The 26,634-nt window shown below is 71.1% G+C and carries 25 protein-coding genes; 17 read left to right on the top strand and 8 right to left on the bottom strand.

The features are described 5' to 3' along the window. Positions 1-104: 104 nt before the first annotated feature. Positions 105-1,061: an aldo/keto reductase gene (locus ACTJI8_RS10585; protein ID WP_440733399.1), complete on the bottom strand. Its 957-nt coding sequence runs from the start codon at positions 1,059-1,061 to the stop codon at positions 105-107. A 134-nt stretch (positions 1,062-1,195) separates the two neighbouring features. Between ACTJI8_RS10585 and ACTJI8_RS10590 the strand changes: the two genes are divergently transcribed. The 6 genes from ACTJI8_RS10590 to ACTJI8_RS10615 are packed head-to-tail and all read left to right on the top strand — an operon-like array spanning position 1,196 to position 7,268. Then, a complete protein-coding gene (locus ACTJI8_RS10590) occupies positions 1,196-1,915 on the top strand; it encodes an SDR family NAD(P)-dependent oxidoreductase (RefSeq protein ID WP_440733400.1) in 720 nt (239 codons plus the stop codon). Positions 1,916-1,963: 48 nt separating this feature from the next. Continuing rightward, positions 1,964-3,064, top strand: a complete 1,101-nt coding sequence (locus tag ACTJI8_RS10595; RefSeq protein WP_440733401.1) for a zinc-binding dehydrogenase — start codon at positions 1,964-1,966, stop codon at positions 3,062-3,064. Between the two features lie 8 nt (positions 3,065-3,072). Further along, complete coding sequence (locus ACTJI8_RS10600; RefSeq protein ID WP_440733402.1) at positions 3,073-4,032, top strand: aldo/keto reductase; 960 nt, start codon at positions 3,073-3,075, stop codon at positions 4,030-4,032. A gap of 31 nt (positions 4,033-4,063) precedes the next feature. Continuing rightward, the gene (locus tag ACTJI8_RS10605) at positions 4,064-5,056 is read left to right on the top strand and encodes an alpha/beta hydrolase (protein ID WP_440733403.1); all 993 of its coding nucleotides are present in this window, start codon (positions 4,064-4,066) and stop codon (positions 5,054-5,056) included. Then, the gene (locus tag ACTJI8_RS10610) at positions 5,056-6,060 is read left to right on the top strand and encodes an alpha/beta hydrolase (RefSeq protein WP_440733404.1); all 1,005 of its coding nucleotides are present in this window, start codon (positions 5,056-5,058) and stop codon (positions 6,058-6,060) included. The genes ACTJI8_RS10605 and ACTJI8_RS10610 overlap by 1 nt, the downstream gene beginning before the upstream one ends. Further along, the gene (locus ACTJI8_RS10615; RefSeq protein ID WP_440733405.1) at positions 6,057-7,268 is read left to right on the top strand and encodes a multidrug effflux MFS transporter; all 1,212 of its coding nucleotides are present in this window, start codon (positions 6,057-6,059) and stop codon (positions 7,266-7,268) included. Before ACTJI8_RS10610 ends, ACTJI8_RS10615 begins: the two co-directional genes overlap by 4 nt. Positions 7,269-7,410: 142 nt before the next feature. Here the strand turns inward: ACTJI8_RS10615 and murQ are convergent, their stop codons facing one another. From murQ to ACTJI8_RS10630, 3 genes are all read right to left on the bottom strand, one after another. Then, on the bottom strand, positions 7,411-8,391 hold the full coding sequence (murQ, locus tag ACTJI8_RS10620; protein ID WP_440733406.1) for an N-acetylmuramic acid 6-phosphate etherase: 981 nt from the start codon (positions 8,389-8,391) through the stop codon (positions 7,411-7,413). Further along, complete coding sequence (locus ACTJI8_RS10625; protein WP_440733407.1) at positions 8,381-9,274, bottom strand: N-acetylglucosamine kinase; 894 nt, start codon at positions 9,272-9,274, stop codon at positions 8,381-8,383. The genes murQ and ACTJI8_RS10625 overlap by 11 nt, the downstream gene beginning before the upstream one ends. Before the next feature lie 64 nt (positions 9,275-9,338). Then, the gene (locus tag ACTJI8_RS10630) at positions 9,339-10,025 is read right to left on the bottom strand and encodes a hypothetical protein (RefSeq protein ID WP_440733408.1); all 687 of its coding nucleotides are present in this window, start codon (positions 10,023-10,025) and stop codon (positions 9,339-9,341) included. Between the two features lie 153 nt (positions 10,026-10,178). Between ACTJI8_RS10630 and ACTJI8_RS10635 the strand changes: the two genes are divergently transcribed. Continuing rightward, a complete protein-coding gene (locus tag ACTJI8_RS10635) occupies positions 10,179-10,763 on the top strand; it encodes a TetR/AcrR family transcriptional regulator (protein ID WP_440733409.1) in 585 nt (194 codons plus the stop codon). 226 nt (positions 10,764-10,989) lie between these two features. Continuing rightward, positions 10,990-12,990, top strand: coding sequence for a primary-amine oxidase (locus tag ACTJI8_RS10640; protein WP_440733410.1), 2,001 nt, complete (start codon positions 10,990-10,992; stop codon positions 12,988-12,990). A 9-nt stretch (positions 12,991-12,999) separates the two neighbouring features. Here the strand turns inward: ACTJI8_RS10640 and ACTJI8_RS10645 are convergent, their stop codons facing one another. Both ACTJI8_RS10645 and ACTJI8_RS10650 read right to left on the bottom strand, forming a co-directional pair. Continuing rightward, on the bottom strand, positions 13,000-13,608 hold the full coding sequence (locus ACTJI8_RS10645; protein WP_440733411.1) for an FMN-binding negative transcriptional regulator: 609 nt from the start codon (positions 13,606-13,608) through the stop codon (positions 13,000-13,002). Then, the gene (locus ACTJI8_RS10650; RefSeq protein ID WP_440733412.1) at positions 13,608-14,528 is read right to left on the bottom strand and encodes a DMT family transporter; all 921 of its coding nucleotides are present in this window, start codon (positions 14,526-14,528) and stop codon (positions 13,608-13,610) included. The genes ACTJI8_RS10645 and ACTJI8_RS10650 overlap by 1 nt, the downstream gene beginning before the upstream one ends. On the opposite strand from ACTJI8_RS10650, the gene ACTJI8_RS10655 reads away from it, so the two are divergent. Continuing rightward, positions 14,527-15,933: a PLP-dependent aminotransferase family protein gene (locus tag ACTJI8_RS10655; protein WP_440733413.1), complete on the top strand. Its 1,407-nt coding sequence runs from the start codon at positions 14,527-14,529 to the stop codon at positions 15,931-15,933. The two genes, ACTJI8_RS10650 and ACTJI8_RS10655, sit on opposite strands and share 2 nt — an antisense overlap. Before the next feature lie 37 nt (positions 15,934-15,970). Here the strand turns inward: ACTJI8_RS10655 and ACTJI8_RS10660 are convergent, their stop codons facing one another. Further along, positions 15,971-16,900 (bottom strand): LysR family transcriptional regulator, encoded by a 930-nt coding sequence (locus tag ACTJI8_RS10660; protein WP_440733414.1) that lies wholly within the window; start codon positions 16,898-16,900, stop codon positions 15,971-15,973. 77 nt (positions 16,901-16,977) lie between these two features. Between ACTJI8_RS10660 and ACTJI8_RS10665 the strand changes: the two genes are divergently transcribed. After that, positions 16,978-18,744, top strand: coding sequence for an FAD-binding protein (locus ACTJI8_RS10665; RefSeq protein WP_440733415.1), 1,767 nt, complete (start codon positions 16,978-16,980; stop codon positions 18,742-18,744). A 131-nt stretch (positions 18,745-18,875) separates the two neighbouring features. Continuing rightward, the gene (locus ACTJI8_RS10670) at positions 18,876-19,832 is read left to right on the top strand and encodes a helix-turn-helix domain-containing protein (RefSeq protein ID WP_440733416.1); all 957 of its coding nucleotides are present in this window, start codon (positions 18,876-18,878) and stop codon (positions 19,830-19,832) included. A 44-nt stretch (positions 19,833-19,876) separates the two neighbouring features. On the opposite strand, the gene ACTJI8_RS10675 is transcribed toward ACTJI8_RS10670, so the two are convergent. Beyond that, positions 19,877-20,443, bottom strand: a complete 567-nt coding sequence (locus ACTJI8_RS10675) for a dihydrofolate reductase family protein (protein WP_440733417.1) — start codon at positions 20,441-20,443, stop codon at positions 19,877-19,879. A gap of 185 nt (positions 20,444-20,628) precedes the next feature. Between ACTJI8_RS10675 and ACTJI8_RS10680 the strand changes: the two genes are divergently transcribed. The 6 genes from ACTJI8_RS10680 to ACTJI8_RS10705 all read left to right on the top strand — a co-directional run bounded on the left by ACTJI8_RS10680 (position 20,629) and on the right by ACTJI8_RS10705 (position 26,624). Then, positions 20,629-21,441, top strand: coding sequence for a MoaF C-terminal domain-containing protein (locus tag ACTJI8_RS10680; protein WP_440733418.1), 813 nt, complete (start codon positions 20,629-20,631; stop codon positions 21,439-21,441). An 86-nt stretch (positions 21,442-21,527) separates the two neighbouring features. Next, positions 21,528-21,917 (top strand): nuclear transport factor 2 family protein, encoded by a 390-nt coding sequence (locus tag ACTJI8_RS10685; RefSeq protein ID WP_440733419.1) that lies wholly within the window; start codon positions 21,528-21,530, stop codon positions 21,915-21,917. Positions 21,918-21,985: 68 nt separating this feature from the next. Then, the gene (locus ACTJI8_RS10690) at positions 21,986-23,152 is read left to right on the top strand and encodes an ABC transporter substrate-binding protein (RefSeq protein ID WP_440733420.1); all 1,167 of its coding nucleotides are present in this window, start codon (positions 21,986-21,988) and stop codon (positions 23,150-23,152) included. A 121-nt stretch (positions 23,153-23,273) separates the two neighbouring features. Then, a complete protein-coding gene (locus ACTJI8_RS10695; protein ID WP_440733421.1) occupies positions 23,274-24,134 on the top strand; it encodes an ABC transporter permease subunit in 861 nt (286 codons plus the stop codon). Further along, positions 24,121-25,935 carry a branched-chain amino acid ABC transporter ATP-binding protein/permease gene (locus ACTJI8_RS10700; RefSeq protein WP_440733422.1) on the top strand — a complete coding sequence of 605 codons (1,815 nt, stop codon included), beginning with the start codon at positions 24,121-24,123 and terminating at the stop codon, positions 25,933-25,935. The genes ACTJI8_RS10695 and ACTJI8_RS10700 overlap by 14 nt, the downstream gene beginning before the upstream one ends. Then, a complete protein-coding gene (locus tag ACTJI8_RS10705) occupies positions 25,932-26,624 on the top strand; it encodes an ABC transporter ATP-binding protein (RefSeq protein WP_440733423.1) in 693 nt (230 codons plus the stop codon). The genes ACTJI8_RS10700 and ACTJI8_RS10705 overlap by 4 nt, the downstream gene beginning before the upstream one ends. Positions 26,625-26,634 lie beyond the last annotated feature (10 nt).

A 26,634-nucleotide genomic window follows, 5' to 3' on the forward strand; every position in this document is an offset into this window, starting at 1 on the left:
CGTGGAAAAAGACCGCAAGCCCTCTCCCCCGACCGTGGCCGCCTGAGGGCCTTCCGGCTTGCCGCGTGGCGCGTCCGGCATGACCAGGAACGCACGGTTCGCGCTCACCACGCTCCGTCGTCGTTGACATCCACGTCGACCTGCAGGCCGGCCAGCGCCTCGCGCACCTCGGCGCCGCGCTCGGCGACCAGGGCGAGGGCGGCGTGGTTCTGCTCCAGCTGCTCGATCCGGGAAGCCCCGAACAGCACGTTCGCCGCGGCGGGATGCGTGAGGCAGAACGCGATGCCGAGGGCCGTCGGCGCGACGCCGTAGTCGCGGGCGATGCGGGCGACCTCCGGGTACAGGGCGAGGATGCGCTCGCGGATGCCGCCGACGTCGGCGCCGATCTTGCGCTGGGGCGCGCGGCCGGTCGCGAGGATCCCGCCCTCGAACACGTCCGAGGCCTGCAACGCGAGCGTCCCGTCCGCGAAGAGGGGGCCGTACGCGGCGCCCTCCGCCATGGCGCGCCGGGCGATTCCGTACTTGAGCTGGGCGAACGAGGGCCCGACGAGACCCGTGTCGGCCGCCGCGGCCAGCGCGGTCCGCGTGTGCCCGATCCGCCAGTTGTTGATCCCCCAGCCGCCCACGAGCCCCTCGGCGATGAGCTCGTTCACGTCGGTCACAATCCGCGCGACATCGGGCTCGTCGAGGTAGTCGCCGACGACGAGCGTGTCGAAGCGGTCGAGTTCCGCGCGCTCCAGACTCTCGACGAGCTGGGCGCGGAAGGACTGGTTCGGCCAGTCCCACAGCCAGAGCTTGCCGCACAGCACGATCTCGTCCCGCGCGACGCCGCTCGCCCGCAGGGCCTCCCCGAAGAGGATGTCGGTGCGCGAGTTCTCGGCGTGCGGCCCCATGTTGTAGTACGCGACGTCGAAGAAGCCGGCATCGAGCTCGACGGCGCGGCGGATCATCGTGACGGCAGCGTCGGGATCCATCCGATCCCAGGTGTTCCAGGATCCCAGCGCGAGCGGTGGGACGGCGAGCCCGCCGAGGGCGCGGTGCGGAAGTGTCGACGCTGACATGAGTACTCCTTGCTCTGAGGGCGTTTCGTCTCGGGCGGCTTCGCCGTCCTCGCTCAACGACCAGGGGGATCCCGGGTTGCGTTTTTCTATGCTTGTAGAATATAACGGAGATGCCCCGTCAGAGAGGACGTGAGATGACCATCTCCCCCCGCCGCATTCTCGTAACCGGAGGAGCCTCCGGGCTCGGCCGCGGCATCGCCGCCGCCTTCCGCGAGGCCGGAGACGAGGTGATCATCGGCGATGTGAACGCCGACGCCGCGGCCGCGGTGGCTGCGGAGCTCGACGCCACCGCACTCGCGCTCGACATCTCCGATCCCGCCTCGGTCGCCGCGGCGGGAGAGTCACTCGGCACCATCGACGTGCTCGTCAACAACGCCGGCGTCGTGCTCGGCGGCGGCACCCAGCAGCAGGTCCCGCTCGAGGTCTTCGACGCCGCCGTGGCCGTGAACATCCGCGGCACGTTCCTCATGCTCCGCGAGTTCGCCCCGCGCCTGCCCGACGGCGGCGCGATCGTGAACACCTCGTCGATCGGCGGGCGCCAGCCCACGCCCGGCATGGGGCACTACGAGATGACCAAGGCCGCCGTCGACGCCATGACCCGCACCGCCGCGATCGAGCTCGCCAGGCGCCGGATCCGCGTGAACGCGGTCGCGCCCGGCCCGATCCTCACCCCGCTCACCGCCGGCTTCGCCACCGACCCCGAGGCGCGCGCCGCCTGGGAGGCGCGGATCCCGCTCGGCACGATCGCCGAGGTCGAGCAGGTCGCCCCGCTCGTCGTCTTCCTCGCCGGCCCCGCCGCGAGCCACATCACCGGCGTCTCCGTCCCCGTCGACGGGGGCCAGCTGCTCGTCTGAAACATGGTCGCTGAGCCTGTCGAAGCGCCAGATCCCGGAAGGATCCGCATGACCATCCCCACCACCACCCGCGCGGCCGTGCTCACGGAGCACGGTCAGCCCCTCACCCTGCAGGAACTGCCGCTCCCGGCCGAGGTCGCGCCCGGCGCCGCGCTGGTGCGGATCGCGGTGTCGACCCTGTGCGGCACCGACATCGAGATCTGGGAGGGCAGGATGACCTTCCCCGGCATGCTGCCGATGGTGCTCGGCCACGAGATGGTCGGCGAGATCGTCGCCCTCGGCAACGGCACCGTCGACGCGCTCGGCCGGCCGCTGCACATCGGCGACCGGATCGGGTGGTCCGAGTCGACCTGCGGCGAGTGCTACGGCTGCGTCGTGCTGCGCGAGCCCGTGCACTGCTCCCGGCGCGGCTACGGCTTCCTGCAGCGCTCCGACGTGCCGCCGTTCGCGACCGCGGGCCTCAGCGAGTACGCCTACGTCACGCCGGGGGCGGCGAAGCTGCTGCTGCCCGATGCGGTGAAGGACACCTGGGCCTCGATGGCCGGCTGCGCGGCGAAGACCGTGCTGCGCGCGTTCGAACGCGGTGGGAGGATCCGGCCCGGCTCCACGGTCGTCGTGCAGGGCGCCGGCGCACTCGGCATCTTCGCGACCGCCGTGGCGAAGATCTCGGGCGCCGGGCGTGTCATCACCGTCGGCGCACCGGCTGCGCGGCTCGAACTCGCGGCGCGGTTCGGCGCGGATGCGGTCGTGGACTTCCGCGACGGCCCCGTCGTCGCCCAGGTCATGGAGCTCACCGACGGACGCGGCGCAGACCACGTGTTCGACTTCGCCGGCGCCCCGAGTGTGGGGCCGGACGCCGTCGGCATGGCCGCGCAGCGCGGCACCGTCGTGATCGTCGGATCCACCGGCCCCGTCGGGGACGCCTTCCCGGTCAGCACGCTCATGGGCAAGGAACTGACCATGGTCGGCTCGCTCAACGGCGACATCGCCGACTACGCCCGCTCGATCGACTTCTTCCAGGCCTTCGCAGACCGCTTCGAATGGGACGACCTGTTCAGCGCGCCGGTCGGACTCGCCCAGGCCTCCGAGAAGATCGCGAACATGCACCACCTCGATGAGGTCAAGGCCGTCATCGACCCCCGGCTGTGAGGACCACGATGACCACGACACTCCCCCGCCGCGAGATCGGCACCAGCGGCATCCACGCCTCGCTGTTCTCGCTGGGATCCTGGCACACCTATGACCGCATGGACTTCGGCGACGCCACGGCCATGCTCCGCGAGGCCGTCGACCGCGGCGTGAACCTCTTCGACGTCGGCGTCTACACCGGGCCCGGTATGCCGCCCGCCTTCACCGACGTCATCTTCAGCGCGATGGTCCGCGCGGCGGGGCTCCGCCGCGACGAGTGGCTGCTGTCGTCGAAGCTGTGGCTCGAGGCGTTCGGCGCCGACGGCTTCCGCCCGCAGCTCGAGAACGCCCTGTTCCGCGTCGGCACGGAGCATGCGGATCTGGTGATCCTCGGCGACCTGCGCCGGGAGGACCTGGAACTGCGCGACCTCGTGCTCGATCTCGCCGGCCTCGCAGATAGCGGGCTGATCCGCGCCTGGGGCGTGAACAACTGGTCGGCCGGATCCATCCAGGCGCTGATCGACATCGCCGCCGCGGAGGGAGTCGCAGGTCCGCAGATCGCTCAGCTGAAGTACAGCGTCTCGCGCCGGTCCATTCCCGATGGCGAGCCGTTCGCGCGGCTCTGGGAGCAGGGGCTGACCCTGCAGGCCTCGGATTGCCTGGAGGGCGGAGTGCTCGCCGGCAAGGTGAACGGCGAGCGGCAGATCGGCCGGGATCCGGGCGGCATCCGGCAGCGCATCGTCGACGACGTCCCGGCGTTCACGGCGCTCGCGGAGTCGCTCGAGGTGACGCCGGCGCAGCTCGGCATCGCCTTCACGCTCACGCACCCTGCGCTCACCACGACCTTGTTCGGGGCCTCGAGCATCGCGCAGCTGCGCGCGAACCTCGAGGCGGCGGCGCTCGTCGACCGAGTCGGATCGGCCGAGCTGCGCCGCCTCGTCGAACCCTTCTGGGCCGACCGCGACGTCGTCGATCCCGAAGGTCCCTGAACTTCCCGTATCCACCGAAAGGCAGCACCGCATGACCGTCACCGCCGCCGGCTATCCGACCGTGACCCCGGTCCCGTTCGACCCTGAGGTGCAGATCGTGCTCGATGCGATCGCGCTGAACCCGCCGCCCGCCCTCACCCGCGAGACCCTGCCCCGCGAGGGCACAGACGCGATGTTCCCCGACAACGACACGGTGATCGCCGGGCGCGCGATCGACTGGGAGGACCGGGTGATCCCGGGCCCGGCGGGGGCGCCCGGGATCGAGATCACGATCTTCCGCCCGCGTGGATCCTCCGACCGGAGCCGTCCCGCCTACCTGAACATCCACGGCGGCGGACAGATCGTCGGGCACCGCAGCTGGGAGACCGGCCGCGTGGTCGACATCGTGGCGGAGCACGGCGTGGTCGCGGTCAACGTCGAGTACCGGCTCGCGCCGGAGCACCCCTCCCCGGCCGGGCTCGAGGACTGCTACGCCGCACTGCTCTGGCTGCACGCCCACGCCGCCGAGCTCGGCGTCGACCCCGACCGGATCGTCGTCGGCGGCGGCAGCGCGGGCGGCTGCCTCGCCGCCGGCGTCGCCCTGCTCGCCCGCGACCGCCAGGGGCCGGTGCTGGCCGGGCAGCTGCTGCTGTGCCCGATGCTCGACAACACGAACACCACCGTGTCGAGCCTGCAGTACGACGGGATCGGCACGTGGCAGCGCGAGGCGAACCTGCTCGCCTGGTCGTGCCTGCTCGGCGACGAACTGGCGTTCAGCCCGGAGGCCTCCGGCTACGCCGCGCCGGCGCACGCCGTCGACGTCTCGAACCTCGCCCCGGCCTTCATCGAGGTCGGCGAGGCGGAGATGTTCCGCGACGAGGACACCCGCTACGCGCTGCGGATCTGGGCCACCGGCGGTCGAGCCGAGCTGCACGTCTGGGGCGGCGGAGCCCACGGTTTCGACATGTACATGCCCGAGGCTGAGATCTCGCGGGCGGCGCTGGCCGCGCGGGCGAGCTGGCTGCGCCGGATCTGGGGCGCGTGATGACGACGAATGGGACCGCGATCGGATCCATCACGCCCGTGCCCTACGACCCCGAGCTCGTCGACGGCCTCGCGGCGTTCCTGGACCTGGTCGAGATCATCCCGCTGCGCGCCGACACGATCCTGGCGAACCGCGCGCACTTCGCGACGATCATCCCGCCGATCACCGCGCAGGCCGCAGGCAGAGCGGTGACCTGGGAGGACCGGGTGATCCCCGGCCCCGCCGGCGCACCGGACGTGGAGATCACGATCGTCCGGCCCGCGACCGCCAGCCCGGATCCGGGGCCCGCCGTGCTGTCCATCCACGGCGGCGGCATGGTGCTCGGCACGCGCTTCTTCGGCACGCCGGAGCTCATCGACCTGGCCGAGCGGCACGGCGTCGTGGGCGTCGCCGTGGAGTACCGTCTCGCCCCGGAACACCCCGGTCCGGCGCAGGCCGAGGACTGCTACGCGGCGCTGGTGTGGATGGTGGCGCACGCCGCCGAACTCGGCATCGATCCCGACCGCATCATCGCGTCGGGGCAGAGCGCCGGTGGCGGGCTCTCCGCGGCGGTGGCCCTCCTGGCGCGCGATCGCAACGGCCCGCGCCTCGCCGGGCAGCTGCTCGGCTGCCCCATGCTCGATGACCGCAACGAGACGGTGTCGGCGCGGCAGTACGACGGCATCGGCGCGTGGGACCGCAACAACAACGACACCGCCTGGACGGCGATCGCCGGATCCGACCGGTTCACCGACCGGGTGTCGCCGTACACGGCCCCGGCACGAGCGACCGATCTCGCCGGCCTCGCCCCCGCATACATCGAGGTGGGCGCGGCCGAGACGTTCCGCGACGAGGCGGTCGACTACGCGTCACGGATCTGGGCGACCGGAGGACAGGCCGAGCTGCACGTCTGGGCCGGCGGGTATCACGGGTTCCACGGCTTCTCCCCGGACGCCGCGGTGTCGGTGGCGGCGAACGCCGCACGGGAGAGCTGGCTGCGCCGCGTGCTGCGACTCGACGGATGAGCGAGGTGCTCGCCCGCCCGCGCATGGGCACGCTGCGCGCGATGCTCGTGCTCGGGTTGCTGGAGGCGTTCGGCCCGCTGTCGATGGACCTGTATCTGCCGCAGCTGCCGCAGCTCGCCACAGCACTCGGCACGAGCGACGTGCTGGCGCAGGCCACGATGTCGGCGTGCATGGTGGGCCTCGGACTCGGCCAGCTCGCCGCCGGGCCGCTCAGCGACCGCTTCGGCCGGCGCCGCCCGCTCCTGGTCGGTGTCTCGGCCTTCGCCGTGCTGTCGCTCGTCTGCGCGCTCGCCCCCGGGATCGAGGTGCTGCTGATCGCACGCTTCCTGCAGGGACTCGCCGGCTCCGCGGGCATCGTCATCTGCCTCGCCGTCGCCCGCGACCAGTTCGACGGCGCCGAGCTCAGTCGCATGCTGTCGCTGCTGTTCCTCGTGTCGGGATCCGCCCCGGTGATCGCGCCGGTGGTGGGCGGGCAGCTCGCCCGGATCATGGACTGGCGCGGGATCTTCGGCGTGCTCGCGGGCATCGGCGTCGCACTGCTGCTGGTGGTGCTGTTCGCGCTGCCCGAGACGCTGGACCCCGCAGACCGTCACGCGGGCGGGATCCGGGAGCTCGGCGCACACACGGGCGCGGTCCTGCGGGACCGCCTGTTCGTCGCGGTGCTGTGCGCCGGGGCCGGCGGCGGCGTGGCGTTCTTCACGTACCTGTCGCTGACGTCGTTCGTGCTGCAGGACGAGTTCGGACTGGATCCGCAGTCCTTCGGTCTCGCTTTCGCGCTCGGAGCACTCGCCAACATCGCAGGCACTCAGGCCAGCCGTCTGGTGGTGCGGCGCACGGGTCCGCTGCGCGTCTATCTGCTGGGCGTCACGGCGACGGCCATCGCCGCCGTCATGCTCGCCGTGCTGGCACTTCTCGGGGCAGGCGTCTGGGGCGTCGCCGCCGCGCTCGTCGGATTCATGCTGTGCGCCGGGCTGGGCGGCCCGAACTCATCGACTCTCGCGCTCGCGCACCACAGCTCCCGCGCCGGCACCGCCTCCGCCCTGCTCGGCATGTCGACATTCCTGGTGGGGTCGCTGCTGTCTCCCCTCGCCGTGAGCATCGGCGGTGCGAACGCGGTGACGATGGGTGTGACGATGGCCGCGGCGGCACTCGTGGCGGCGTTGATCGCGTGGTTCTTCGTGCGCCCCACGGCACGACGGTCGAGCTGATCGCTTGCTCTCGCGACCGTTGCGCGTCCCCAGCGTCCCGTCGAGGGTGTTCAGGTCGCACTTTTGGTCCTTTGGACGCCCGTTTTGGCGCAGAAACTGCGACCTGAATGCCGAAGCTCAGTTCAGTTCAGTTCAGCTCAGCTCAGTTCAACGCGGCGATCGCGTCGCGCAGCACGCCGCCCGACGCCGCCAGCGCCGGTGCGGCGACCTCCGCAGAGGCGCCCGTGAAGAGCATCAGCAGGGCGAGCTTGACGGATCCGCCCGCCTCCGAAAGTGCGCGCACTGCATCGTCCTGCGCCGCGCCGCTGAGCTGGATGAGGGTTCGCACCGACCGGGCCCGCAGCTTCTCGTTCGTGGCCTGCAGATCGACCATGACGCCGCGATAGGTCTTGCCGAGGCGGATCATCGACAGCGTGGTGAGCATGTTCACCACGAGCTTCTGCGACGTACCGGCCTTGAGACGGGTCGACCCCGTCACGAACTCGGGGCCGACGACGACTTCGATCGGCACGTCGGCGGCAGCGCCGATGGCGGATCCGGCGTTCGCAGCGATCGCGACGGTGAAGGCGCCCACCTCGCGCGCATAGCTGAGTCCGCCGAGCACGTAGGGCGTGCGCCCCGAGGCCGAGATCCCGACGACGGTGTCGTTCTCGCCCAGTCCGAGGGCGCGCAACGACTCCGCGGCAGCGGCGTCATCGTCCTCCGCGTTCTCCACGGCGTTGCGGATCGCCGTCTCGCCGCCGGCGATGATGCCGACGACCATGTTCGGATCCGTGCCGAACGTGGGCGGGCATTCGGAGGCGTCGAGCACCCCGACGCGCCCCGCAGTCCCCGCCCCGATGTAGATCAGCCGTCCGCCGCGCCGGAAGCGCTCCGTGATGCCGTCGACGGCCTCGACGATCCGATCGGCCTGGGCGGCGATCGCCTCCGGCACCCGCCGGTCCTCGGCGTTCATCGCCCGCACGAGGTCGAGCGTCGACAGCAGATCGAGATCGCCGCGAGAGGTGTCGGCCTGCTCGGTGGACAGGTGCGACAGCTCCCCGATCAGCGCCGCGAGTCGGGCATCGTCGGTCGCCGCGGCATCGGTCGGCAGGGCTTCGTCGGGCAGGCTCTCATTCGGCACGGTGCACGAACCTTTCGTGGAGAGGGGCGCGCCCCTCGGCGATCATGGCGGCGCCGTCGAGGGCATCGCCGCGGGCGGGGGCGGCTTCGAGCCCGCGGGTCTCGAGTGCGGATGAGACTGCAGCGCGGAATCCGTCGTGCGAGGTCAGGCCACCGTGCAGGGCCACCAGGGAGGATCCATCGGACGCGGCGAGCGCGGTCTCGGCGAGCAACCGGGCGGCCTCGTCGCGGATCGCGCGCGCGGCTGCGTCGCCCTGGTCGGCGGCGTCGAGCACGGCGGGTGCGAAGGTCGCCAGCAACCGGGCCGGCGCCGCGGCGCCTCCCAGCCACGCGATGGGCGACGTCTCCTCGCCTATGAGCAGGGTCATCACGTCTGTCAGCACCGTCTCCGGCCCCAGCCCGTCCCTGGCGCGGAGGACGGCTCGCACGCCCTCGCGTCCGAGCCAGGACCCGCTGCCGAAGTCGCCCAGGTCCGGCCCCCAGCCATCCACGCTGCGATACGCGTCGGCGGTGACGCCCAGCGCGACCGCGCCGGTGCCGGCGATGAGCAGCACACCCGCCTCCCCGCCGAGGGCGCCGACGTGCGCGGTGACCACGTCGGATGCGACGGCGACGGGCGCACCACGGTCGTCGGCGATCGCGCGCGCGAGCGCATCGGCCTCGGCCGCCGCGTACATCGCTCCGGCCGCGCCCACGCCGATCCGCGACGGGCGGACGTCGGCCAGCAGCGGCAGGATCGAGGCCAGAGCCAGCGCCACACCGTCGCGGGCCGCCAGTCCCGGCGCGCCCCCGCCCTCGCGGCGCATCCCGTCCCCGTCGTTCGTCAGCCGAGCGCGGCACAGCGATTTACCCAGGTCGATCGCAGCAGTGCCGGAGAAGGTCATGCATCAGAATGTACGGGATCCGAACGATACGCGGGAAGCCGGGCTGCGAGGCGCCGCATGCACCTCAGATCACGAGCACCATCGCGCCCATCACGACCATGGACACCGCCATCGCCGCGCCCTCCGCCTCGAGCAGGATCCGCCCGTTGAGCGCCCCGCTCCCCCGCGTCACCGCGCGACCGGAAGACGCGCCACCGGCGGCGACAGCGACGGCGCGCGCTGTCCCCCGAGCACCGACCGCTGCGGCACGGCCCAGAACCGTACGGTGCCGCACCCGCGCGAAGAGCATGAGCCCGAGCAGCACGGTGACTCCGGTCGCCGCCACCACGGACAGCGGCACGATCCCGCCGTGACCGGCATGCCCAGGACCCGCGGCCGCCGCCGCGGCGACGCCGCCGGTCGAGCCCGGATTCGCGCCCGTGACGACCTCGGTACGCAGCATCGCCAGAGCGCACACCGCCATCACCACGCCGCCGAGCGCGCGGTGGAAGCAGGCGTCGGCGTGCGTCCGCCCGCGCGTTCCCGCCACGCCCAGCATCGCGGAGACGATCCCCGAGACCGCGACCAGCAGCAGGATGCGGGCGTCGTGGCCGCCCGCACACAAGGCGACCATGCCGAGGGCCATCACCACGGCGCTCTGCCGCGCCTGCCATGGCACCGCGCTGGGCACGACGCGTCCGGCACCGAGGCAGCACGCCGCCGCGGCGATCGCGAATCCGATCATCAGCACCGTCGCTGCCATGTGGAGCATCCGAACAGTGTTATTGATCGAACGCTCAAAAACAATACCCCCGGGAGGCATCCGGATCTCGACGACCGATCGGTGACTGGCCAGACCGGATCCATCCGCGGCGCCACCCGGATGCGCGGACGACCATCGCGGAATCTGCGCCAGGATGGATGCATGCCCAGAGTCGTCGATCACGACGCGCGCCGGCGCGACATCGCCGCGGCGCTGCTGGCCGTCGCCGCCCGCGACGGCCACGACGGGGTGAACTCGCGGGCCGTGGCGCGCGAGCTGGGCGTCGCCGTCGGGTCCCTGTGGCACTACTTCGACGGCTTCGACGACGTGATCCGCGCCGCAGCGGCCGAAGTCACCCGCCGTACCGAGGAGCGGATCCGCACGGCGACCGAAGGCCTGCGCGGGCTCGCACGCCTGGAGGCGATCATGCGCGAGGTTCTGCCGGTCGACGCCACCACGCGCACCGAAGCGCATGTCGTCGTGGGGTTCTGGGGGCGCCTCGCCTCGATCGCGCCCACCGCCGAGGCGTCCGCTCCGACGATCCCGCTCTGGCGCACGGAGACCTCCGAAGCACTCGAACAGGCCGTCGCCGACGGCGAACTGCGGGCGGACACCCCACTCGACGACGTGCTGGCCCTCCTGCGCGCGATCACGTACGGGCAGCAGATCGTCGAGGTCGCCGAGCCGGCGGACGCTGCCACGCACCTGCGCGTGCTCGCGGCGATCCTGCACCCCTGGCGCGCCTGAGGGACCACAGCCGGCCCACGCCGTGTCACGATCGGCACACTCCGTGACGATCAGCACAGGAATGGCGCCGATCCGTGTGCTGATCGCCACACGCTGTGCCGATCGTCACACGCTGCACCCCGTGACGGCGCGCGGATCCGCCCGTTGCGCCCGCGCCCCTGCGCGGCCTATCATCGAGCCAACCCGTTTCTTGAGCAATCGCTCAACTAAACCGCAGAGGTCGACGATGCCCCACCACGCCCCGCAGCCGATCACGCTCGACGCCATCCCGACGCCGCATCCGCTGGATCCCCTCACCGGGCCCGAGATCGCAGCCGCCCGCGCGATCCTCGAATCAGCGGGCCTGCTCGGCGACACCGTGCGGGTGCCGATGCTGCTGCCCGACGAGCCCACCCGCCAGGAGCTCGCGGCGTGGACGCCGGGCGCCCCGATCGACCGCCGCGTCGACGCGACCCTGCTCGACATGACGACCGGCGTCGCCACCGAAGTCGTGGTGTCGATCACGCGCGGCGAGGTGCTGCGCGCCGAGCGGGTACCCAACGACGCCCCGCCCTACGGCCAGCCGCAGTACCTGTTCGAGGAGTACGAGCGCGCCGAGGCGATCGCGAAGGTCTCCCCCGAGTGGCGCGCCGCGATGGAGCGCCGCGGACTCGCCGCGCACATCGACCTCGCCTTCTGCGGGCCGCTCGCCCCGGGCTACACGGGCCGCGCCGACGAGGTCGGGCGACGGGTGATCCGCTCGCTCACGTTCCTCCGCTACGACGAGAACGACTCGCCCTGGGCGCACCCCGTCGAGGGCCTCATCGTGCACATCGACCTCACGTCAAACAGCGTGATCCGCGTCGAGGACATCGGCGACGTCCCCGTGCCCGCCGGACACGGCAACTACTACCCCGAGGTGCAGGGCGAAGCGCGCACGTCCCTCAAGCCCATCGAGATCGTCCAGCCCGAGGGCCCGAGCTTCTCGGTCTCCGGATCCCTCGTCGAGTGGGAGAACTGGTCGATGCGGGTGAGCTTCAACGCCCGCGAGGGGCTCGTGCTGCACGACGTGCGCTTCGACGGCCGGCCGGTGCTGAACCGGGCCAGCGTGCCCGAGATGGTGGTGCCGTACGGCGACACCGCACCGGGACGCTTCTGGATCAGCTACTTCGACGCCGGCGAGTACCTGCTCGGCAAGAACGCCAACCACCTCGAGCTCGGCTGCGACTGCCTGGGCGTGATCCGGTACCTCGACGGCTACGTCGCCGACGACCATGGCAACCCGGTGCGGATCCCGAACGTGATCTGCATGCACGAGGAGGACACCGGGATCCTCTGGAAGCACACGAATCTCGAGGGCCGCTCCGATGTGCGCCGCGCCCGCCGCTTCGTCGTCTCGTACTTCTCCACGATCGGCAACTACGACTACGGCTTCTACTGGAACTTCGGCTTGGACGGCACGATCGAGGTGATCGCGAAGGCCACGGGCATCGTGTTCGTGGGCGCCGGCGAACCCGGTGTCCCGCAGCGTCACGCCACCGAGCTCGCCCCCGGCGTGTTCGCCCCCGTGCACCAGCATCTCTTCTCCGCACGATTGGACGTCGCGATCGACGGCAACGACAACCGCCTCGTCGAGGTCGACGCCCAGCGCGTGCCGATGGGCCCGGAGAACCCGTTCGGCAACGCGTTCAGTTGGACCGAGACCGTGCTGGCCTCCGAGTCCGCCGCGCAGCGCGAGGCCGACACCTCGGTCGCCCGGGTGTGGGAAGTGCAGAGCGCCTCCCACACCAATGCCGTGGGCCGTGCGACCGCCTATCAGCTGGTGCCGCAGCCGACCGCGCTGCTCATGGCGGATCCGGCTTCCTCCGTGGCCGCGCGCGCGGCGTTCGCGACGAAGCACCTCTGGGCCACCGCGCACCGCGAAGGCGAGCTGTGGCCGGCCGGCCGCTACCCGAACGCGCACCAGGGCGGATCCGGGCTGCCTGAGTACTCCTCGGGCGACGCACCCCTGGACGGCCCCGACGGCACCGACCTCGTGCTCTGGCACACGTTCGGGCTCACGCACTTCCCGCGCCCCGAGGACTGGCCGATCATGCCCGTCGACACCGCCGGCTTCGCGTTCCGCCCGTACGGCTTCCTCGACCAGAACCCGGGCATGGACGTGCCCGAGTCATCGCAGGCGCACGCCGCGACCGGATCCGGATCCGCCTGCTGCGGCGGCGGGGACGCCTGCACCTGCGGACACTGACCGGACGGATCAACCCCGCCGGCGCCGCATCTCGACGGCGAGGGCGGGGTTGCGCTCGTCCAGGCGGGCGGCGATCGTGTCGCGCACCTCGGGCGTCTTGTTCTGGCTGAGCTTGGCCCGGGCGTCGAAGCGATCGACGGACATCCGCAGACCGACAGTGCCCCGGGCGATCCGGCGGGTGCCCTCCTCGTCCTCGGACAGGCTGCGGCCATGAGGCCGGTGCTGCTCGAAATGATCGGTGAGCCGGCCGAGCATCGCGTAGTTCTCCTCGTCGGAGAGGATCTCCGGCGTGCCGTAGAGGTGCGCCGTGACGTGGTTCCAGGTCGGCACGAGGTCGCCCGGCGCGTACCAGCTCGGCGAGACGTAGTCGTGCGGACCCTGCACGATCACGAGCACCTGGTGCGCACCGAGCTCGTGCAGCTGCTCGTCGGGGCGACCGAAATGGCTGACGATCACGATCTCGTCGCCGGCGGAGGCGGCCTCGTCCACGATCACGGGGTAGTGCGAGGCGACGAGCCCGGTCGCCGTGTGCGAGACGAACGTCGCCCACGGGTGCGCGCGGATCAGCCGCTTGACCTCGTCCGGTTCGGTCATCAGGTAGCGAGAGGTGTGACGCATCAGGAGTCCTTCCGAAGGCGGGTGCGCACCGCGAGCGCGGCGCACAGGACGACGGCGAGTCCGCCGAGGATGGTGGCCCAGCCGAGCTGCTCGCGGAGCAGGATCCCCGCCCAGAGGATGCTCAGCACGGGCTGCACGAGCTGGATCTGGCTGACCTGCACCATCGGCCCGATCGCGAGTCCCCGGTACCACGCGAAGAAGGCGAGGAACATGCTCACCACCGCGAGGTACGCGAACGCGAGCCACTGCACGGGTGTCGCGTCGGGCGGTCGGTTCACGAGCGCGAACGTCGCCAGCACGAGCATGAGCGGCGCCGAGAGCACGAGAGCCCAGGACACGGTCTGCCAGGACCCCAGCTCCCGCGCGAGCAGCCCGCCCTCCGCGTAGCCGATCGCGGCGGCGAGCACCGCGCCGAACAGCAGCAGGTCGGACGGCCGCAGCTCACCGAGGCCTCCGTTCTGCAGCGCCGCGAACAGGATGGCCGTCAGGGCGCCCAAGGCGGCGAAGAGCCAGAACGACCGGGCGGGGCGCTCCCCCGTGCGCACCACCGCGGCGACGGCGGTCGCCGCAGGGAGCAACCCGATGACGACCGCACCGTGACTCGCCGGCACCGACGTGAGGGCGAAGGACGTGAGCAGGGGGAAGCCCGCGACGACGCCGCCGGCGACGACCGCCACGCGCAGCCACTGCCGCGCCGTCGGCCGCTTCTGCCGTGTGAGAGCGAGGGCGGACGCGGCGAGGACAGCGGCGACCACGGCACGGCCGGAGCCGATGAACAGCGGAGAGAGCCCGCCGACGGCGACCCGGGTGAACGGCACCGTGAACGAGAACGCCACGACCCCGAGAAGACCCCAGCCGAGCCCAGGAGGGAGGGATAACGCTTGGCGTGGCGGATGAGTAACGCTACTCTGTTCTTTCATGAGTCAGGATAGCACCGAGCGCATCGTGACAGCGCTGCGCGAGTGGATCGCACGTGCGGCGCCGGGCGCCCGTCTCCCCTCGAATCGGGAGCTGACGCTCCAGCACGGGGCCAGCCCGGTGACGGTGCAGAAGGCGATGCGCCGACTGTCCGCACTCGGCCTGATCGAGACCCGGCCCGGGGTCGGCACGTTCGCCCGCGCGATGCGCACGGCACGACCCGCCGACTACTCCTGGCAGACCGCGGCCCTCGGGGCGCTGCCGTCGCGGATGCCTCTGCTCTCCTCGACCCAGCGCTCCGCGGCCCCCGATGCGATCGCACTGCATTCCGGCTACCCGGCTCCCGAACTGCTGCCCGAACGCCTGGTCCGGCAGGCGCTCGCCCGAGCGGCCCGCCTGGAGGCGGCCGTGCTGCGCTCCCCCGCGGCGGGATCCCCCGAGCTGCAGGCATGGTTCGCCGGGGAGCTCGCCGCTGCCGCTCCGGTCGGTGTGACCCCGGCATCCGCCCGAGACGCGCTCATCATCTCCGGCAGCCAGAGCGGGCTCAGCTCGATCTTCCGCGCCGTGGTCGGCGTCGGCCAGCCTCTGCTCATCGAATCGCCCACCTATTGGGGCGCGATCCTCGCGGCAGCGCAGGCGGGCGTCGAGCTCGTGCCCGTCCCCGCCGGTCCGGATGGGCCGGATCCGGATGCCGTCGAACGCGCCTTCGCCGAGACCGGCGCCCGCGGGTTCTACGCCCAGCCGACGTTCGCGAACCCCACGGGCGCGATGTGGTCCGAGACGACGAGGACCGCCGTGCTCGAGATCGTGCGACAGCACGGCGCGTTCCTCATCGAGGACGACTGGGCGCACGACCTCGCGATCGACGCGGATCCCCGTCCGATCGCCCTCCAGGACGACGACGGCCATGTGATCTACCTCCGTTCGCTGACCAAGAGCGTGTCGCCCGCCCTGCGCGTCGCGGCGGTCATCGCCCGCGGGCCTGCGCGGGAGCGCATCCTGGCCGATCGCGCCGCGGAGTCCATGTACGTCAGCGGGCTGCTGCAGGCCGCGGCGCTCGACGTCGTCACACAGCCCGCCTGGCGCACTCATCTGCGAGGCCTGCGGGAGCAGCTGCGGGCCCGCCGGGATCTGCTGCTCGACGCGCTCCACGAGCACGCCCCGACCGCGAGCGTCGAGACGGTGCCGCGCGGCGGGCTCAATCTGTGGGTACGCCTGCCCGAGGGCGGAGACGCCGAGCAGGTCGTGCGCGAGTGCGCGGTGCGCGGCGTGATCCTCGCGCCGGGGTCGGAGTGGTTCCCCGCAGAGCCGTCTGGTGCGTTCGTCCGACTCAACTACTCCGGAGCGGCCCCCGAGCGCTTCCCCGAGGCCGCACGCGTCCTCGGCGACGTGCTCTCCGGATCCTGATCCGCGCGACGCTCGGAGAGGACGAGCCGGAGCGGGCTCACACCGCCTTCGCGACGAAGCCGCCGGATCCGACGAGCGCATCGGCGGTGGCGATGATCGTGTCCCGCAGAGCGGCCGCAGCGCGGGTCGGCGCCATGTCGGCGCGGTGCGCCAGGCTCACCGTGCGGGTCAGCTTCGGCGAGGCCAGCGGCACGGCGCGCAAGCCCGGGCGGTCGAGCGCCACCATGGCGGGGACGACGGCGACGCCCACTCCGCGCTCCACGAAGCGCAGCACGGTGTCCATCTCCGGCCCCTCCACGACCACCTCCGCGGTCAGCCCCGATCCGGCGAAGGCGGCATCGGTCGCGGCGCGCAGTTCGTAGCTGCGCGGGAAGGCGATGAGCGGCAGATCCGCGACCGCGGCGAGCGCGATCGCCCGGCCGTGGCTCACCGGCGACTGCGCGGCGGACGAGATCACCACGAGATCCTCTTCCAGCAGCGCGGTACGGGTGAGGCTCACCGGAGAGGCCGCCGCCGCATCCGAGGAGGCGAGGAGCGCAAGGTCCAGCGCGCCCTCGGCCAGCGCGGACACGAGCCCCCGCGAGCCGCGCTCGGTGATCTCCAGTTCGATCCCGGGGTGTGCGGCACGGAACGCGCCCACGACCTCCGGCACGATGCTCGCGCACAGCGACGGCGGAGCGCCCAGGCGCACCCGCCCCCGGCGCAGTCCCGCGATCTCGGCCATCTCCCGGCGCACCGAGGCGGCATCGGCGAGCATGCGGCGGGCGTACGGCAGCAGCACCTCGCCCGCAGCCGTGAGCGAGATGTGCCCGCGCGCGCGATGGAACAACTCGGATCCGAGCTCTCGCTCCAGCGTCGAGATCTGCCGGCTCAGGGAAGGCTGCGCGAGATGCAGCTCCTCGGCAGCCCGGGTGAAGTTGCCGAGCCGGGCGATCTCGACGAATCCGCGGAGCTGCTCGAGGTTCATGGCCATAGCCTAGAGGCATTCAGTCCAGCGGCATTATGCATTGGAGTAATCGTCGGCGGATTCCTAGCGTGGAAGCCATGACTGAGAACACCACCCACGAGCACCTCGTCTCCACGACTGTGCTCGTGATCGGCACCGGCGGATCCGGACTGCGCGCGGCCATCGAGGTCGCCGAGCAGGGCGTCGACGTGCTCGCCGTCGGCAAGCGCCCGCGCCACGACGCCCACACCTCCCTCGCGGCCGGCGGCATCAACGCCGCCCTCGGCACCATGGATCCGCAGGACAGCTGGCAGCAGCACGCCGCCGACACGATCAAGGAGAGCTATTTCCTCGCGGATCCCCGCACGGTCGAGATCGTCACACGAGGCGCGGAAGAGGGCATCCGCGACCTCGAGCGTTACGGCATGGGCTTCGCCCGCGAGGACGACGGCCGCATCTCGCAGCGCTTCTTCGGCGCGCACACCTTTCGCCGCACCGCGTTCGCGGGCGACTACACCGGGCTCGAGATCCAGCGCGCACTCGTCGACCGCGCCGAACAGCTCGAGATCCCCATCCTCGACACCGTCTACATCACGCGCCTGCTGGTCGACGACGTCGCCGCACCCGACGGCGGCACCGCGCCCCGCATCTTCGGCGCCTACGGCTTCGACCTGGTCTCCGGCGAGCGCTACCTCATCCACGCCGACGCCGTGATCCTCGCCGCCGGCGGCCACAACCGGATCTGGCGGCGCACGTCGTCGCGCCGCGACGAGAACACCGGCGACTCGTTCCGTCTGGCCGTGGAGGCCGGCGGGCGGATCCGCGACCCCGAGCTGGTGCAGTTCCACCCCTCCGGCATCATCGAACCGGAGAGCGAGGCGGGAACACTGGTCTCCGAGGCGGCGCGCGGCGAGGGCGGCATTCTGCGCAACGGCCTCGGTGAGCGCTTCATGAGCAAGTACGACTCGGAGCGGATGGAGCTTTCCACGCGCGATCGCGTGGCGCTGGCCGCGTACACGGAGATCGCGGAGGGCAGGGGCACCCCGAACGGGGGCGTCTGGCTGGATGTCTCGCACCTGCCCCGCGAGACGATCATGACCCGCCTGCCGCGCGTGTACCAGACGATGCTCGAGCTGCAGATGCTCGACATCACGAAGGACCCGATCGAGATCGCACCGACCGCGCACTACTCGATGGGCGGAGTCTGGGTGCGCCCCGAGGACCACCGCACCGACGTGAACGGGCTGTACGCGATCGGCGAAGCTTCTTCGGGTCTGCACGGCGCGAACCGGCTCGGCGGCAACTCGCTCATCGAGCTGCTCGTGTTCGGCCGTATCACCGGCCGCGCCGCCGTCGCGCACGCCTACGGACTCGACGCGCAGCGCCGCTCGACCGTCGCGGTGCGCCGTGCGCGGGCGGAGATCGACGACCTGCTCGCCACCGACGGCCCGGAGAACGTGCGAGCCCTGCAGCGGGCGATCCGCGACACCATGACGGCGCACGCCGGCGTCGTCCGCAACGAGGACGGACTGGTCGCGGGCCTCGCCGAACTCGACGCGATCGAGGAGCGGATGACGCGGATCGGGATCCACCCCGACATCGCCGGGTTCCAGGATCTCGCGCACGCGTTCGACCTGCGCTCCTCCGCCCTCGCCGCACGGGCGACGCTGGAGGCGGCGCTCGAGCGCCGCGAGACCCGCGGCTGCCACAACCGCAGCGACTACCCCGCGATGGATCCGGCCCTGCAGGTGAACCTGGTGTGGTCGCCGTCCACGGGCGTCGTACGCGAGGAGATCCCGTCGATCCCGGCGGAGATCGACGCGCTGATCCGCGAGGTGGACACCGCCGGGAAGCTCGTGGAGTAGCGCCGGATCCTCGATCGCCGCGGCCCGTCAGGAGGGAACTCACCCGCCGGACGGGCCGCGGTGGTAGAGTGCCTCAACGGATCGTATACAAAGTCGTCGATCCACCCTTCATCTTCCCGAGGTGATCAGCCGTGGCAGCAGTTCCCGTCGCTCCCGCAGAGTCCGTCTCGACGCTCGTCGCGCGCAACATCAGCGAGTTCCGCTCCGCGGTCTCCGACTCGTTCGTGCCGCTCCAGGTGAGCGGCACCGGAGCCGACCCGTTCCGCGGCATGATCCGGGGCGCCTCGGTCGATGAGGTGCACGTCACCGACGTGCGCGCCACGAGCCATGTCGTCGAGCGCACGCCCGAGCTCATCGCCCGCGGCGACCGTTCGTACTTCAAGGTGAGCCTGATGCTGGCCGGCACCGGCCTGCTCATCCAGGACGACCGCGAGGCTGTCCTGGCCCCCGGCGACCTCGCCGTCTACGACACCGACCGGCCGTACTCGCTCGTGTTCGACGAGGACTTCCGCACCATGGTCGTCATGTTCCCGAAGCACCTGCTGAGCCTGCCGCCGGAGATGGTCGGGCAGCTCACCGCCGTGCGCATCTCGGGCCAGGAAGGCCTGGGCGGCATGGTCGTGCCGTACCTGCGTCAGCTCGCCACGAACCTCGACCAGCTCGCCGGCGCCACGGGAGCGCGCCTCGCGCACAGCGCCCTCGACCTCGTCTCCACCGTGTTCACCCGCGAGCTGGGACTCGACGAGGCGGCCGGCGACCCGCACCGCGCCCTCATCCAGCGCATCCGCGGGCACATCGACCGCAACCTCGCATCCACCGAGCTCGGTCCCACGTCGATCGCAGCCGCGCACTTCATCTCCACGCGGCACCTGCACGGCCTGTTCCAGGAGCAGGGCACCACCGTGTCGACGTGGATCCGCACCCGCCGACTCGAGCAGTGCCGCAGAGATCTGCTGGATCCGATCCTCGCCGATCGTCCCGTCGCCGCGATCGCCGCCCGCTGGGGCTTCGTCGACGCTGCGCATTTCAGCCGCGCGTTCAAGACCGCCTACGGCGTCTCCCCCAGCGAGTACCGCTCCACGCACTGATCTCGCGGTCACCGCCTCCGACGCCCCCTCGAGGAGGTCGCGTTCTACGACTGGCGCGCGTAACGCAGCTCGACGATCCCGCTGGGAAACGGCGTGCTCTGCACCAGCCGCAGCCTCAGCGGGGCGCTCCGCTTCGGGAACAGCGCGGTGCCCGTGCCGGCCGCCGCGGGCAGCACCCAGAGCCGGTACTCGTCGACGAGGTCGGCGGCGATCAGCGCCCGCTGGAAGGTGTCGCCTGCGATCGCGAAGAGGTCCTTGCCCGGCTCGGCCTTCAGCCGCGCGATCTCCTCCGAGAGGTCGCCCGCGGCGATGCTCGCCTCGCCCCATTCCTCCACCGAGACCGGCGTGCGTGAGAACACCACCTTCGGGATCGCGTTCATCGGCGCAGCGGACGGATGCTCCACCACCGGCCAGAAACCCTTCATCGCGTCGTACGAGGCCCGGCCCATCAGGAAGGCCCCCGCCTCCCAGAGTTGCCGGACATACTCGTTCTCCTGCACGTCGTCGTCGATCGACTCCATGACGCCGCGCATCCCGTTCTCCGCGCCGACGCTCTTGCCGTCGACGGACACGTAGTAACTCAGGATCAGCTTCCGCTCGCTCACTGTCATGGTTGCAGTCTGATCCCGCTACTTGTTTTTAGCAAGCAATCTCCCCGACCGGCGTCTTGCTCCTGGGGGCACGCCGGTTGACTCTCGGTGCGCGATCCGCGTCGGGTTGTTGAGCGCTGGATCGAGTACGGCGGAGCATTGCCTCACCCCGCAGTCCGGCGGGGCTGGGTCGAAGGAGTCCCACTGTGACCGACGATGTGACCGCATCCGCCGCCGATCCGGCGCTCGACGAGTGGCGGACCTACGACGAGTTCGCCGCCGGCATCGACACCTACCGCCTGCCGAACACCGACCTCGCCGGGACGGCGCTGACCCTCACGCTGGACGACGGTCAGACACTGGCGCTCTCGTTCGGCCCGTCGACAGGCTCAGGGACCGTCGACTGGTCCGGCCTCGGCTCCTCCGGCACCGACCCCTACGACGCTGTCGCGGTACGTGACGATGTCGTCTTCGTGAACGTGCCTCTCGCCTCCCGCGAACGCGAGGCGCTCACCGTCGTCTACTCCACGACCACACACCGGGCGACCGTGATCCGCTCCCGGATCGCCGCGGAGGCGATCGAGGGCACCCCGCAGGTCGGCCAGGAGTTCTGGGCCGCGACGACCGACGGCGGCGAGCCGAGCGGCGAGGCACCCGGTCCGAGCCGCGACCTGATCGGCAAGCGCAACGTCTACCGGTACAGTCCGCACCACCTGTACGAGCACGTGTACCTGTCCAGCCAGCGCTACGCCTGGCAGTGCCTCGAGGGCGTGCAGCGCGGGCACGGCGACACCGACCTCTCCACCGTGTGGAAGTTCGCGGACGGCCTGTACCTGTTCTGCTTCCGGGAGTTCCGGATCGCGGTCGCGAGCGTCTGGCTGCACGACCTCGGCTACCAGCTCAGGACGACCGGCATCTTCCTCGGCCTGAACGGCGAGGGCGCCTCGGAGCACTCCCGCGCCGGCGGCCACATCTACCCGCTCGGGGCGGTCGTCTACCCCGACGCCCAGCCCGTCTGACAGACCGGTCCCCGAGGCTCACGACTCCCTTCCTGAGCCCCGGGGGCCTCCATTCCAGAATCCGACACCGCGAAAGGGCACACACGATGAGCAACGCCGACATCATCCGCGCGCACTACGAGGCGAGCGATCGCGGCGACCTCGACGGCATGCTCGCCCCGCTCGCCGCCGATGTGCGCTGGACCGAGGCTGCCGGCTTCCCCTACGCCGGCACCTACGTCGGCGCGGACGCGATCGTGGAGAACGTGTTCACCCGTCTCCAGGACGACTGGGATGACTACACGCTCGCGGTGGACGAGGTCATCGACGGCGGCGACACCGTGATCGGGATCGGCACCTACTCCGGCACGAACAAGAGCACCGGACGCTTCTTCGCCGCCCGCGTCGCTCACGTGTGGCGGCTCGAAGGCGGCGAAGTCGTGGCCTTCGAGCAGTTCACCGACACCGAGATGCTCTCCCGCGCCACCCGCGACTGACGAACACCTCGCACAGACCTGCACCACAGCGCGGGGGTCCGCCCCGCAACCCGAAAGACAGGAATCACATGAACAAGCGCATCACCGTCGCGGCAGCGCTGCTGACCGCGGGTGTGCTGGCTCTGGCCGGCTGCTCCGGATCCGGCGGATCAGGCGGATCCAAGGATCCGATCGTGGTCGGGTCCGTCAACACGATCTCGGGTCCTGCGACCTTCCCCGAGGCGTCCCAGGCCGCGAAGGCCGTGTTCGACCAGTTCAACGCCGCGGGCGGCTTGAACGGCCAGAAGATCGACTACAAGGCCCTCGACGACAAGGGCGACCCTGCCACGGCGACCGCCAACGCCCGCGAGATCGTCGGCAGCGACAACGCGGTCGCGATGGTCGGCTCCGCGAGCCTGATCGAGTGCGACCTGAACAAGAAGTACTACGAGCAGGAGGGGATCCTGTCGATCCCCGGCATCGGCGTCGACACGGGCTGCTTCGACAGCAAGAGCATCTCGCCCGCCAACGTCGGCCCGTACAACGACCTCACGCTCACCCTCACCTACGGCTCCGAAGTGCTGCACCTCGACAACATCTGCGTCCTGCTCGAGATCGCCGGCTCCACCCGTCCGACCTACCAGGCGGCGATCGACAAGTGGACCAAGGCGACCGGCAAGAAGCCCTCGTACGTCGACGACACCCTGCCGTACGGCGCGAGCGACTACACGCCGTACATCGTGAAGGCCCGTCAGGCCGGCTGCAAGGCGCTCGCCGTGAACCCGATCGAGCCGGACGCGATCGGCCAGATCAAGGCCGCCAACGCGCAGGGCTGGAACGACGTCACGTTCCTGTACCTGACCAGCGTCTACAGCGACAACTTCGCCCAGGCGGTGGACAACGCCGGCGCCGGGGTCTACGTGCCCGCCGAGTTCTACCCGTTCACCGACGACAACGCCATCAACAAGGGCTGGCGCGACCTGATGACGAAGAACAAGATCCCGCTCACCTCGTTCAGCCAGGGCGGCTACCTCGCCGCCACGCACTTCATCGAGGTTCTGAAGACGATCAAGGGCGACGTCACCCGGGAGAGCGTCAGCGCCGCGCTGAAGAGCATGAAGCCGATCAACGACAAGATGATCGGCACGCCGTACACCTTCGGCGTCGACAACACGGCCGGCTGGCCGATCGTGCTGAAGAGCGGCACCCACAAGTGGGAGAAGGTCTCGGACGACTGGCTGCGCCTGACCAAGTGATCCGAGGATCCGGTCTGCTCGGTCCCTGAGCCTGTCGAAGGGCCCGAGCAGACCGGATCCGCCTACCCCTTTCCGGGCGCTTCGACGAGCTCAGCGACCGGAACACAGAAAGGACGACGCCATGTTGCAGGGCGCTATCGCCGGCCTCGCCGCCGGCGGCCTCTACGCGGTGCTGGGCGTGTGCCTCACCCTGATGTCGCGGCTGGTGCGGGTGGTGAACTTCGCGCAGGCCGCCACCGGCATGTTCGGCGCGTTCACCGCTGTCTGGCTGGTGCGCCAGGCCGGCCTGCCCATCTGGCTCGGTTCGGTTCTCGGCGTCCTCGTCGCCGGAGTCCTGGCGGTCGCGATCGGCTGGATCGCCGCCACCTGGCTGTCCGAGGCCTCCACCACGACGCGCTCGGCGATGACCGTCGGGCCGCTGCTGCTGCTGATATCGCTGTCGTTCATCCTGTTCGGCAACAAGCCCCAGCCGTTCGACCCGATCATCGCCGGCCCCGCCTTCTCGATCGGCGGCGTCGTGGTCAGCCAGGTCACTGTCGCCACCGTGCTGATGGCGATCGTGACCGCGCTGCTGGTCAAGCTCGTGCTCAGCCGCACCAGGGTGGGCGTGCAGCTGCGCGCCCTGTCCGAGCGGCCCACCACGGCCGAGCTGCTCGGCATCCGGTCCCGCCCGCTGTCGATCGCGGTCTGGTTCGTGACCGGCGTGATCGGCGCGATCGCGATCATCATCGTCGCCCCGTCGCAGTCCAACGACGCCACGGGGCTCGCGATGCTGATCATCCCCGCCGCCGCGGCCGCGCTGCTGGGCGGATTCAAGCGTCTCGACCTCACCGTCGTGGGCGGACTCGTCCTCGGCGTGCTCGGCGGCCTCGTCGCGCAGATCAACCAGGTCGCGCTGGTGCGCAACTTCCTGCCGTTCCTGTTCATCGTGATCCTGCTGCTCTGGACGCAGCGCAAGGAGGTGTGGGATGCCGCACGCTGACCGCCCGCTCGCCTCGAGCCGGGGCCTGACCGGGAACCCCCTGTTCCGCAACACCTGGCCGTTCGCCGTCGCCGTGGTCTGCGTGCTCGTCGGCCTGGTCCTGTCGAACACGCTCTCCGGGTACTTCGTCTTCCTCGCGATCAGCGCCGTGACCGCCGCGATCGCGATCCTCGGACTCGGCATCGTGACCGGATCCGCCGGCATGATCGCGCTCTGCCAGCTCACCTTCGCCGCCGTCGGCGCCTGGATCGTGGCGCTGTTCAACCTCTGGCACGTGCCGGGCGGCTTCATCGTCTGGCTCATCGCCGGCGGCATCGCGGCCGGCCTCGTCGGGATGCTCGTGGGTCTGCCCGCGCTGCGCCTGCGCGGCGTGAACCTGGCCGTCGTCACGCTCGGCTTCGCGGCTGCGGCGGATGTGACGCTCGTACAGATCCAGTTCCCCGGATCCGCCGACAGCATCTCGATCGACCGCCCCGCCGGCTTCACGAGTGACAAGCAGTTCTTCTTCCTGTCGATCATCGTGCTGGTGGTGTGCGGCCTCGGGGTCTTCTTCCTGCAGCGCGGCCGCTGGGGCGCGAGCTGGAAGGCCGTCGCCTTCTCCGAGCGCGGCACCGCCGCAGCCGGACAGAGCGTGCAGACCGCGAAGCTCACCGCCTTCGCCGTGTCGGCCGCGCTCGGCGGCATCTCCGGCGGCCTGCTCGCCGGTCAGGTGCAGCTGCCGTTCGCATCGAGCTTCACTCCGCTGCAGTCACTCGCGCTGTACGTGCTGGCGATCATGTCGGGCGCGCACCTCATCGACATGGCGGTCTTCGGTGGCATCCTCTGGGTGCTCGTGCCCGAGCTGCTGAAGCGCTGGGGCATCCCGCAGGACTGGGGCTTCGTGATCTTCGGCGTGCTGGGCGTGCAGGCGCTCACGAGCGGATCCAACCTCGGGCAGACGATCCGCTCGGCGATCTGGAAGCGACAGGATCGCAAGAACGCGGACGCATCCGCCGCGGTGCTCACGGCGCTGCCCGCGGACGCGGACGAGCACGTCGAGGAGATCCGCACCACGACCACCGCCGTGCTCGACCCCGCGGTGCTGAACGGCGAGCCCGTGCTCACCGTCGAGCACCTGACCGTGCAGTTCGGCGCGCTTAAGGCGCTGGACGACGTGTCGTTCGAGGTGCCCGCTGCATCGATCATGGGCTTGATCGGACCCAACGGCGCCGGCAAGTCGACGTTCGTCGACGCGATCAGCGGATTCCTGCCCAAGCACGGCGGACGCGTGCTGCTGGGCGGACGGGATCTCGCCGGTCTCTCCCCCACGCGCCGCGCCCGGCTCGGGCTGCGCCGCACCTTCCAGCAGGACCGGGTGCCGCCGCTGCTCACGGTGGGCGGCTACGTGCGGTTCGTCGCACGGCGCCGACTGTCCGCCGCCGACATCGACGAGACGCTCGCGTTCTTCGGCTGCCCGCCCGCCAGGGCGCGGCTGTCGAGCGTCGACGTCGGCACCCGCCGGCTGGTCGAGGTCGCGGCGGCGCTGCTCTCGCAGCCGCGGCTGCTGATCCTGGACGAGCCCGCCGCCGGACTCTCGCACGACGAGCACCTCGCGCTCGCCGCCCGGCTGCGCGAGCTGCCGGAGCGCTACGGCACGGCGCTCATCATCATCGAGCACGACCTCGATCTGGTCCGCTCGGTGTGCCCGATGCTCACCGTGCTGAACTTCGGCACGGTGCTCGCCACCGGGCCGCAGGACGAGGTGCTCGCGAACCCCGACGTGGTCAAGGCCTACATGGGAGAGACGGAGCTGCTGTCATGAGCGAACTGGTGCTGGACGGCATCACCGTCAGCCGCGGCGCGGGCCCGGTGATCTCGGACGTGTCGCTGACCGTGCGCGGCGGCGAGGTGCTCGCCCTGGTCGGCCCCAACGGCGCGGGCAAGACCAGCCTGATCGAGTCGATCTCCGGCGTCGTGGGTCATTCCGCCGGTGCGCTCACGCTGGACGGGGAGCGCATCGACAAGCTCTCCCGCGTGTCGCGGGCCCGCAGGGGCATCGTGCACATCGAGCAGGGCAGAGCCGTGTTCCCGTCGCTGACGGTGCGCGAGAACCTGTCGCTCACCGCGCGCACCCCGGCCGAGCTCGAGGCGGCGCTCGCGCCCTTCCCCGAGCTGGAGAAGCGGATCGACTCCGCCACGGCGCTGCTGTCGGGCGGCGAGCAGCAGATGGTGGTCCTCGCCCGCGCGTTCGCCGCGAAACCGAAGATCCTGCTCATCGACGAGATGTCGCTGGGCCTTGCGCCGGTCGTGTTCATGCGGCTGGTGCCGATCGTGCAGTCGATCGCCGAGTCCGGCGTGGGCGTGCTGCTCGTGGAGCAGTTCACCCAGCTCGCGCTCGGCATCGCGCGCGAGGCCGTAGTCGTGGCGGGTGGGCGTGTGTCGTTCCAGGGAACCGCCGAGGACCTGCACGCGGATCCGCAGCTGCTGCACCGGGCGTATCTGGGCGGGTAGGCGGATCCGC

Origin of the sequence: Microbacterium sp. 22303 (assembly GCF_052045265.1) — a bacterium.
Lineage (GTDB): Bacteria > Actinomycetota > Actinomycetes > Actinomycetales > Microbacteriaceae > Microbacterium.

Coding starts and splice junctions, on each gene's coding strand:
- ACTJI8_RS10705 (WP_440733423.1), top strand. CDS start 25,932: ATGAGCGAACTGGTGCTGGACGGCATCACCGTCAGCCGCGGCGCGGGC.
- ACTJI8_RS10595 (WP_440733401.1), top strand. CDS start 1,964: ATGACCATCCCCACCACCACCCGCGCGGCCGTGCTCACGGAGCACGGT.
- ACTJI8_RS10585 (WP_440733399.1), bottom strand. CDS start 1,061: ATGTCAGCGTCGACACTTCCGCACCGCGCCCTCGGCGGGCTCGCCGTC.
- ACTJI8_RS10635 (WP_440733409.1), top strand. CDS start 10,179: ATGCCCAGAGTCGTCGATCACGACGCGCGCCGGCGCGACATCGCCGCG.
- ACTJI8_RS10625 (WP_440733407.1), bottom strand. CDS start 9,274: ATGACCTTCTCCGGCACTGCTGCGATCGACCTGGGTAAATCGCTGTGC.
- ACTJI8_RS10630 (WP_440733408.1), bottom strand. CDS start 10,025: ATGCTCCACATGGCAGCGACGGTGCTGATGATCGGATTCGCGATCGCC.
- ACTJI8_RS10675 (WP_440733417.1), bottom strand. CDS start 20,443: ATGACAGTGAGCGAGCGGAAGCTGATCCTGAGTTACTACGTGTCCGTC.
- ACTJI8_RS10660 (WP_440733414.1), bottom strand. CDS start 16,900: ATGAACCTCGAGCAGCTCCGCGGATTCGTCGAGATCGCCCGGCTCGGC.
- ACTJI8_RS10665 (WP_440733415.1), top strand. CDS start 16,978: ATGACTGAGAACACCACCCACGAGCACCTCGTCTCCACGACTGTGCTC.
- ACTJI8_RS10700 (WP_440733422.1), top strand. CDS start 24,121: ATGCCGCACGCTGACCGCCCGCTCGCCTCGAGCCGGGGCCTGACCGGG.
- ACTJI8_RS10690 (WP_440733420.1), top strand. CDS start 21,986: ATGAACAAGCGCATCACCGTCGCGGCAGCGCTGCTGACCGCGGGTGTG.
- ACTJI8_RS10600 (WP_440733402.1), top strand. CDS start 3,073: ATGACCACGACACTCCCCCGCCGCGAGATCGGCACCAGCGGCATCCAC.
- ACTJI8_RS10615 (WP_440733405.1), top strand. CDS start 6,057: ATGAGCGAGGTGCTCGCCCGCCCGCGCATGGGCACGCTGCGCGCGATG.
- ACTJI8_RS10655 (WP_440733413.1), top strand. CDS start 14,527: ATGAGTCAGGATAGCACCGAGCGCATCGTGACAGCGCTGCGCGAGTGG.
- ACTJI8_RS10590 (WP_440733400.1), top strand. CDS start 1,196: ATGACCATCTCCCCCCGCCGCATTCTCGTAACCGGAGGAGCCTCCGGG.
- ACTJI8_RS10610 (WP_440733404.1), top strand. CDS start 5,056: ATGACGACGAATGGGACCGCGATCGGATCCATCACGCCCGTGCCCTAC.
- ACTJI8_RS10640 (WP_440733410.1), top strand. CDS start 10,990: ATGCCCCACCACGCCCCGCAGCCGATCACGCTCGACGCCATCCCGACG.
- ACTJI8_RS10650 (WP_440733412.1), bottom strand. CDS start 14,528: ATGAAAGAACAGAGTAGCGTTACTCATCCGCCACGCCAAGCGTTATCC.
- ACTJI8_RS10695 (WP_440733421.1), top strand. CDS start 23,274: ATGTTGCAGGGCGCTATCGCCGGCCTCGCCGCCGGCGGCCTCTACGCG.
- ACTJI8_RS10645 (WP_440733411.1), bottom strand. CDS start 13,608: ATGCGTCACACCTCTCGCTACCTGATGACCGAACCGGACGAGGTCAAG.
- ACTJI8_RS10685 (WP_440733419.1), top strand. CDS start 21,528: ATGAGCAACGCCGACATCATCCGCGCGCACTACGAGGCGAGCGATCGC.
- ACTJI8_RS10605 (WP_440733403.1), top strand. CDS start 4,064: ATGACCGTCACCGCCGCCGGCTATCCGACCGTGACCCCGGTCCCGTTC.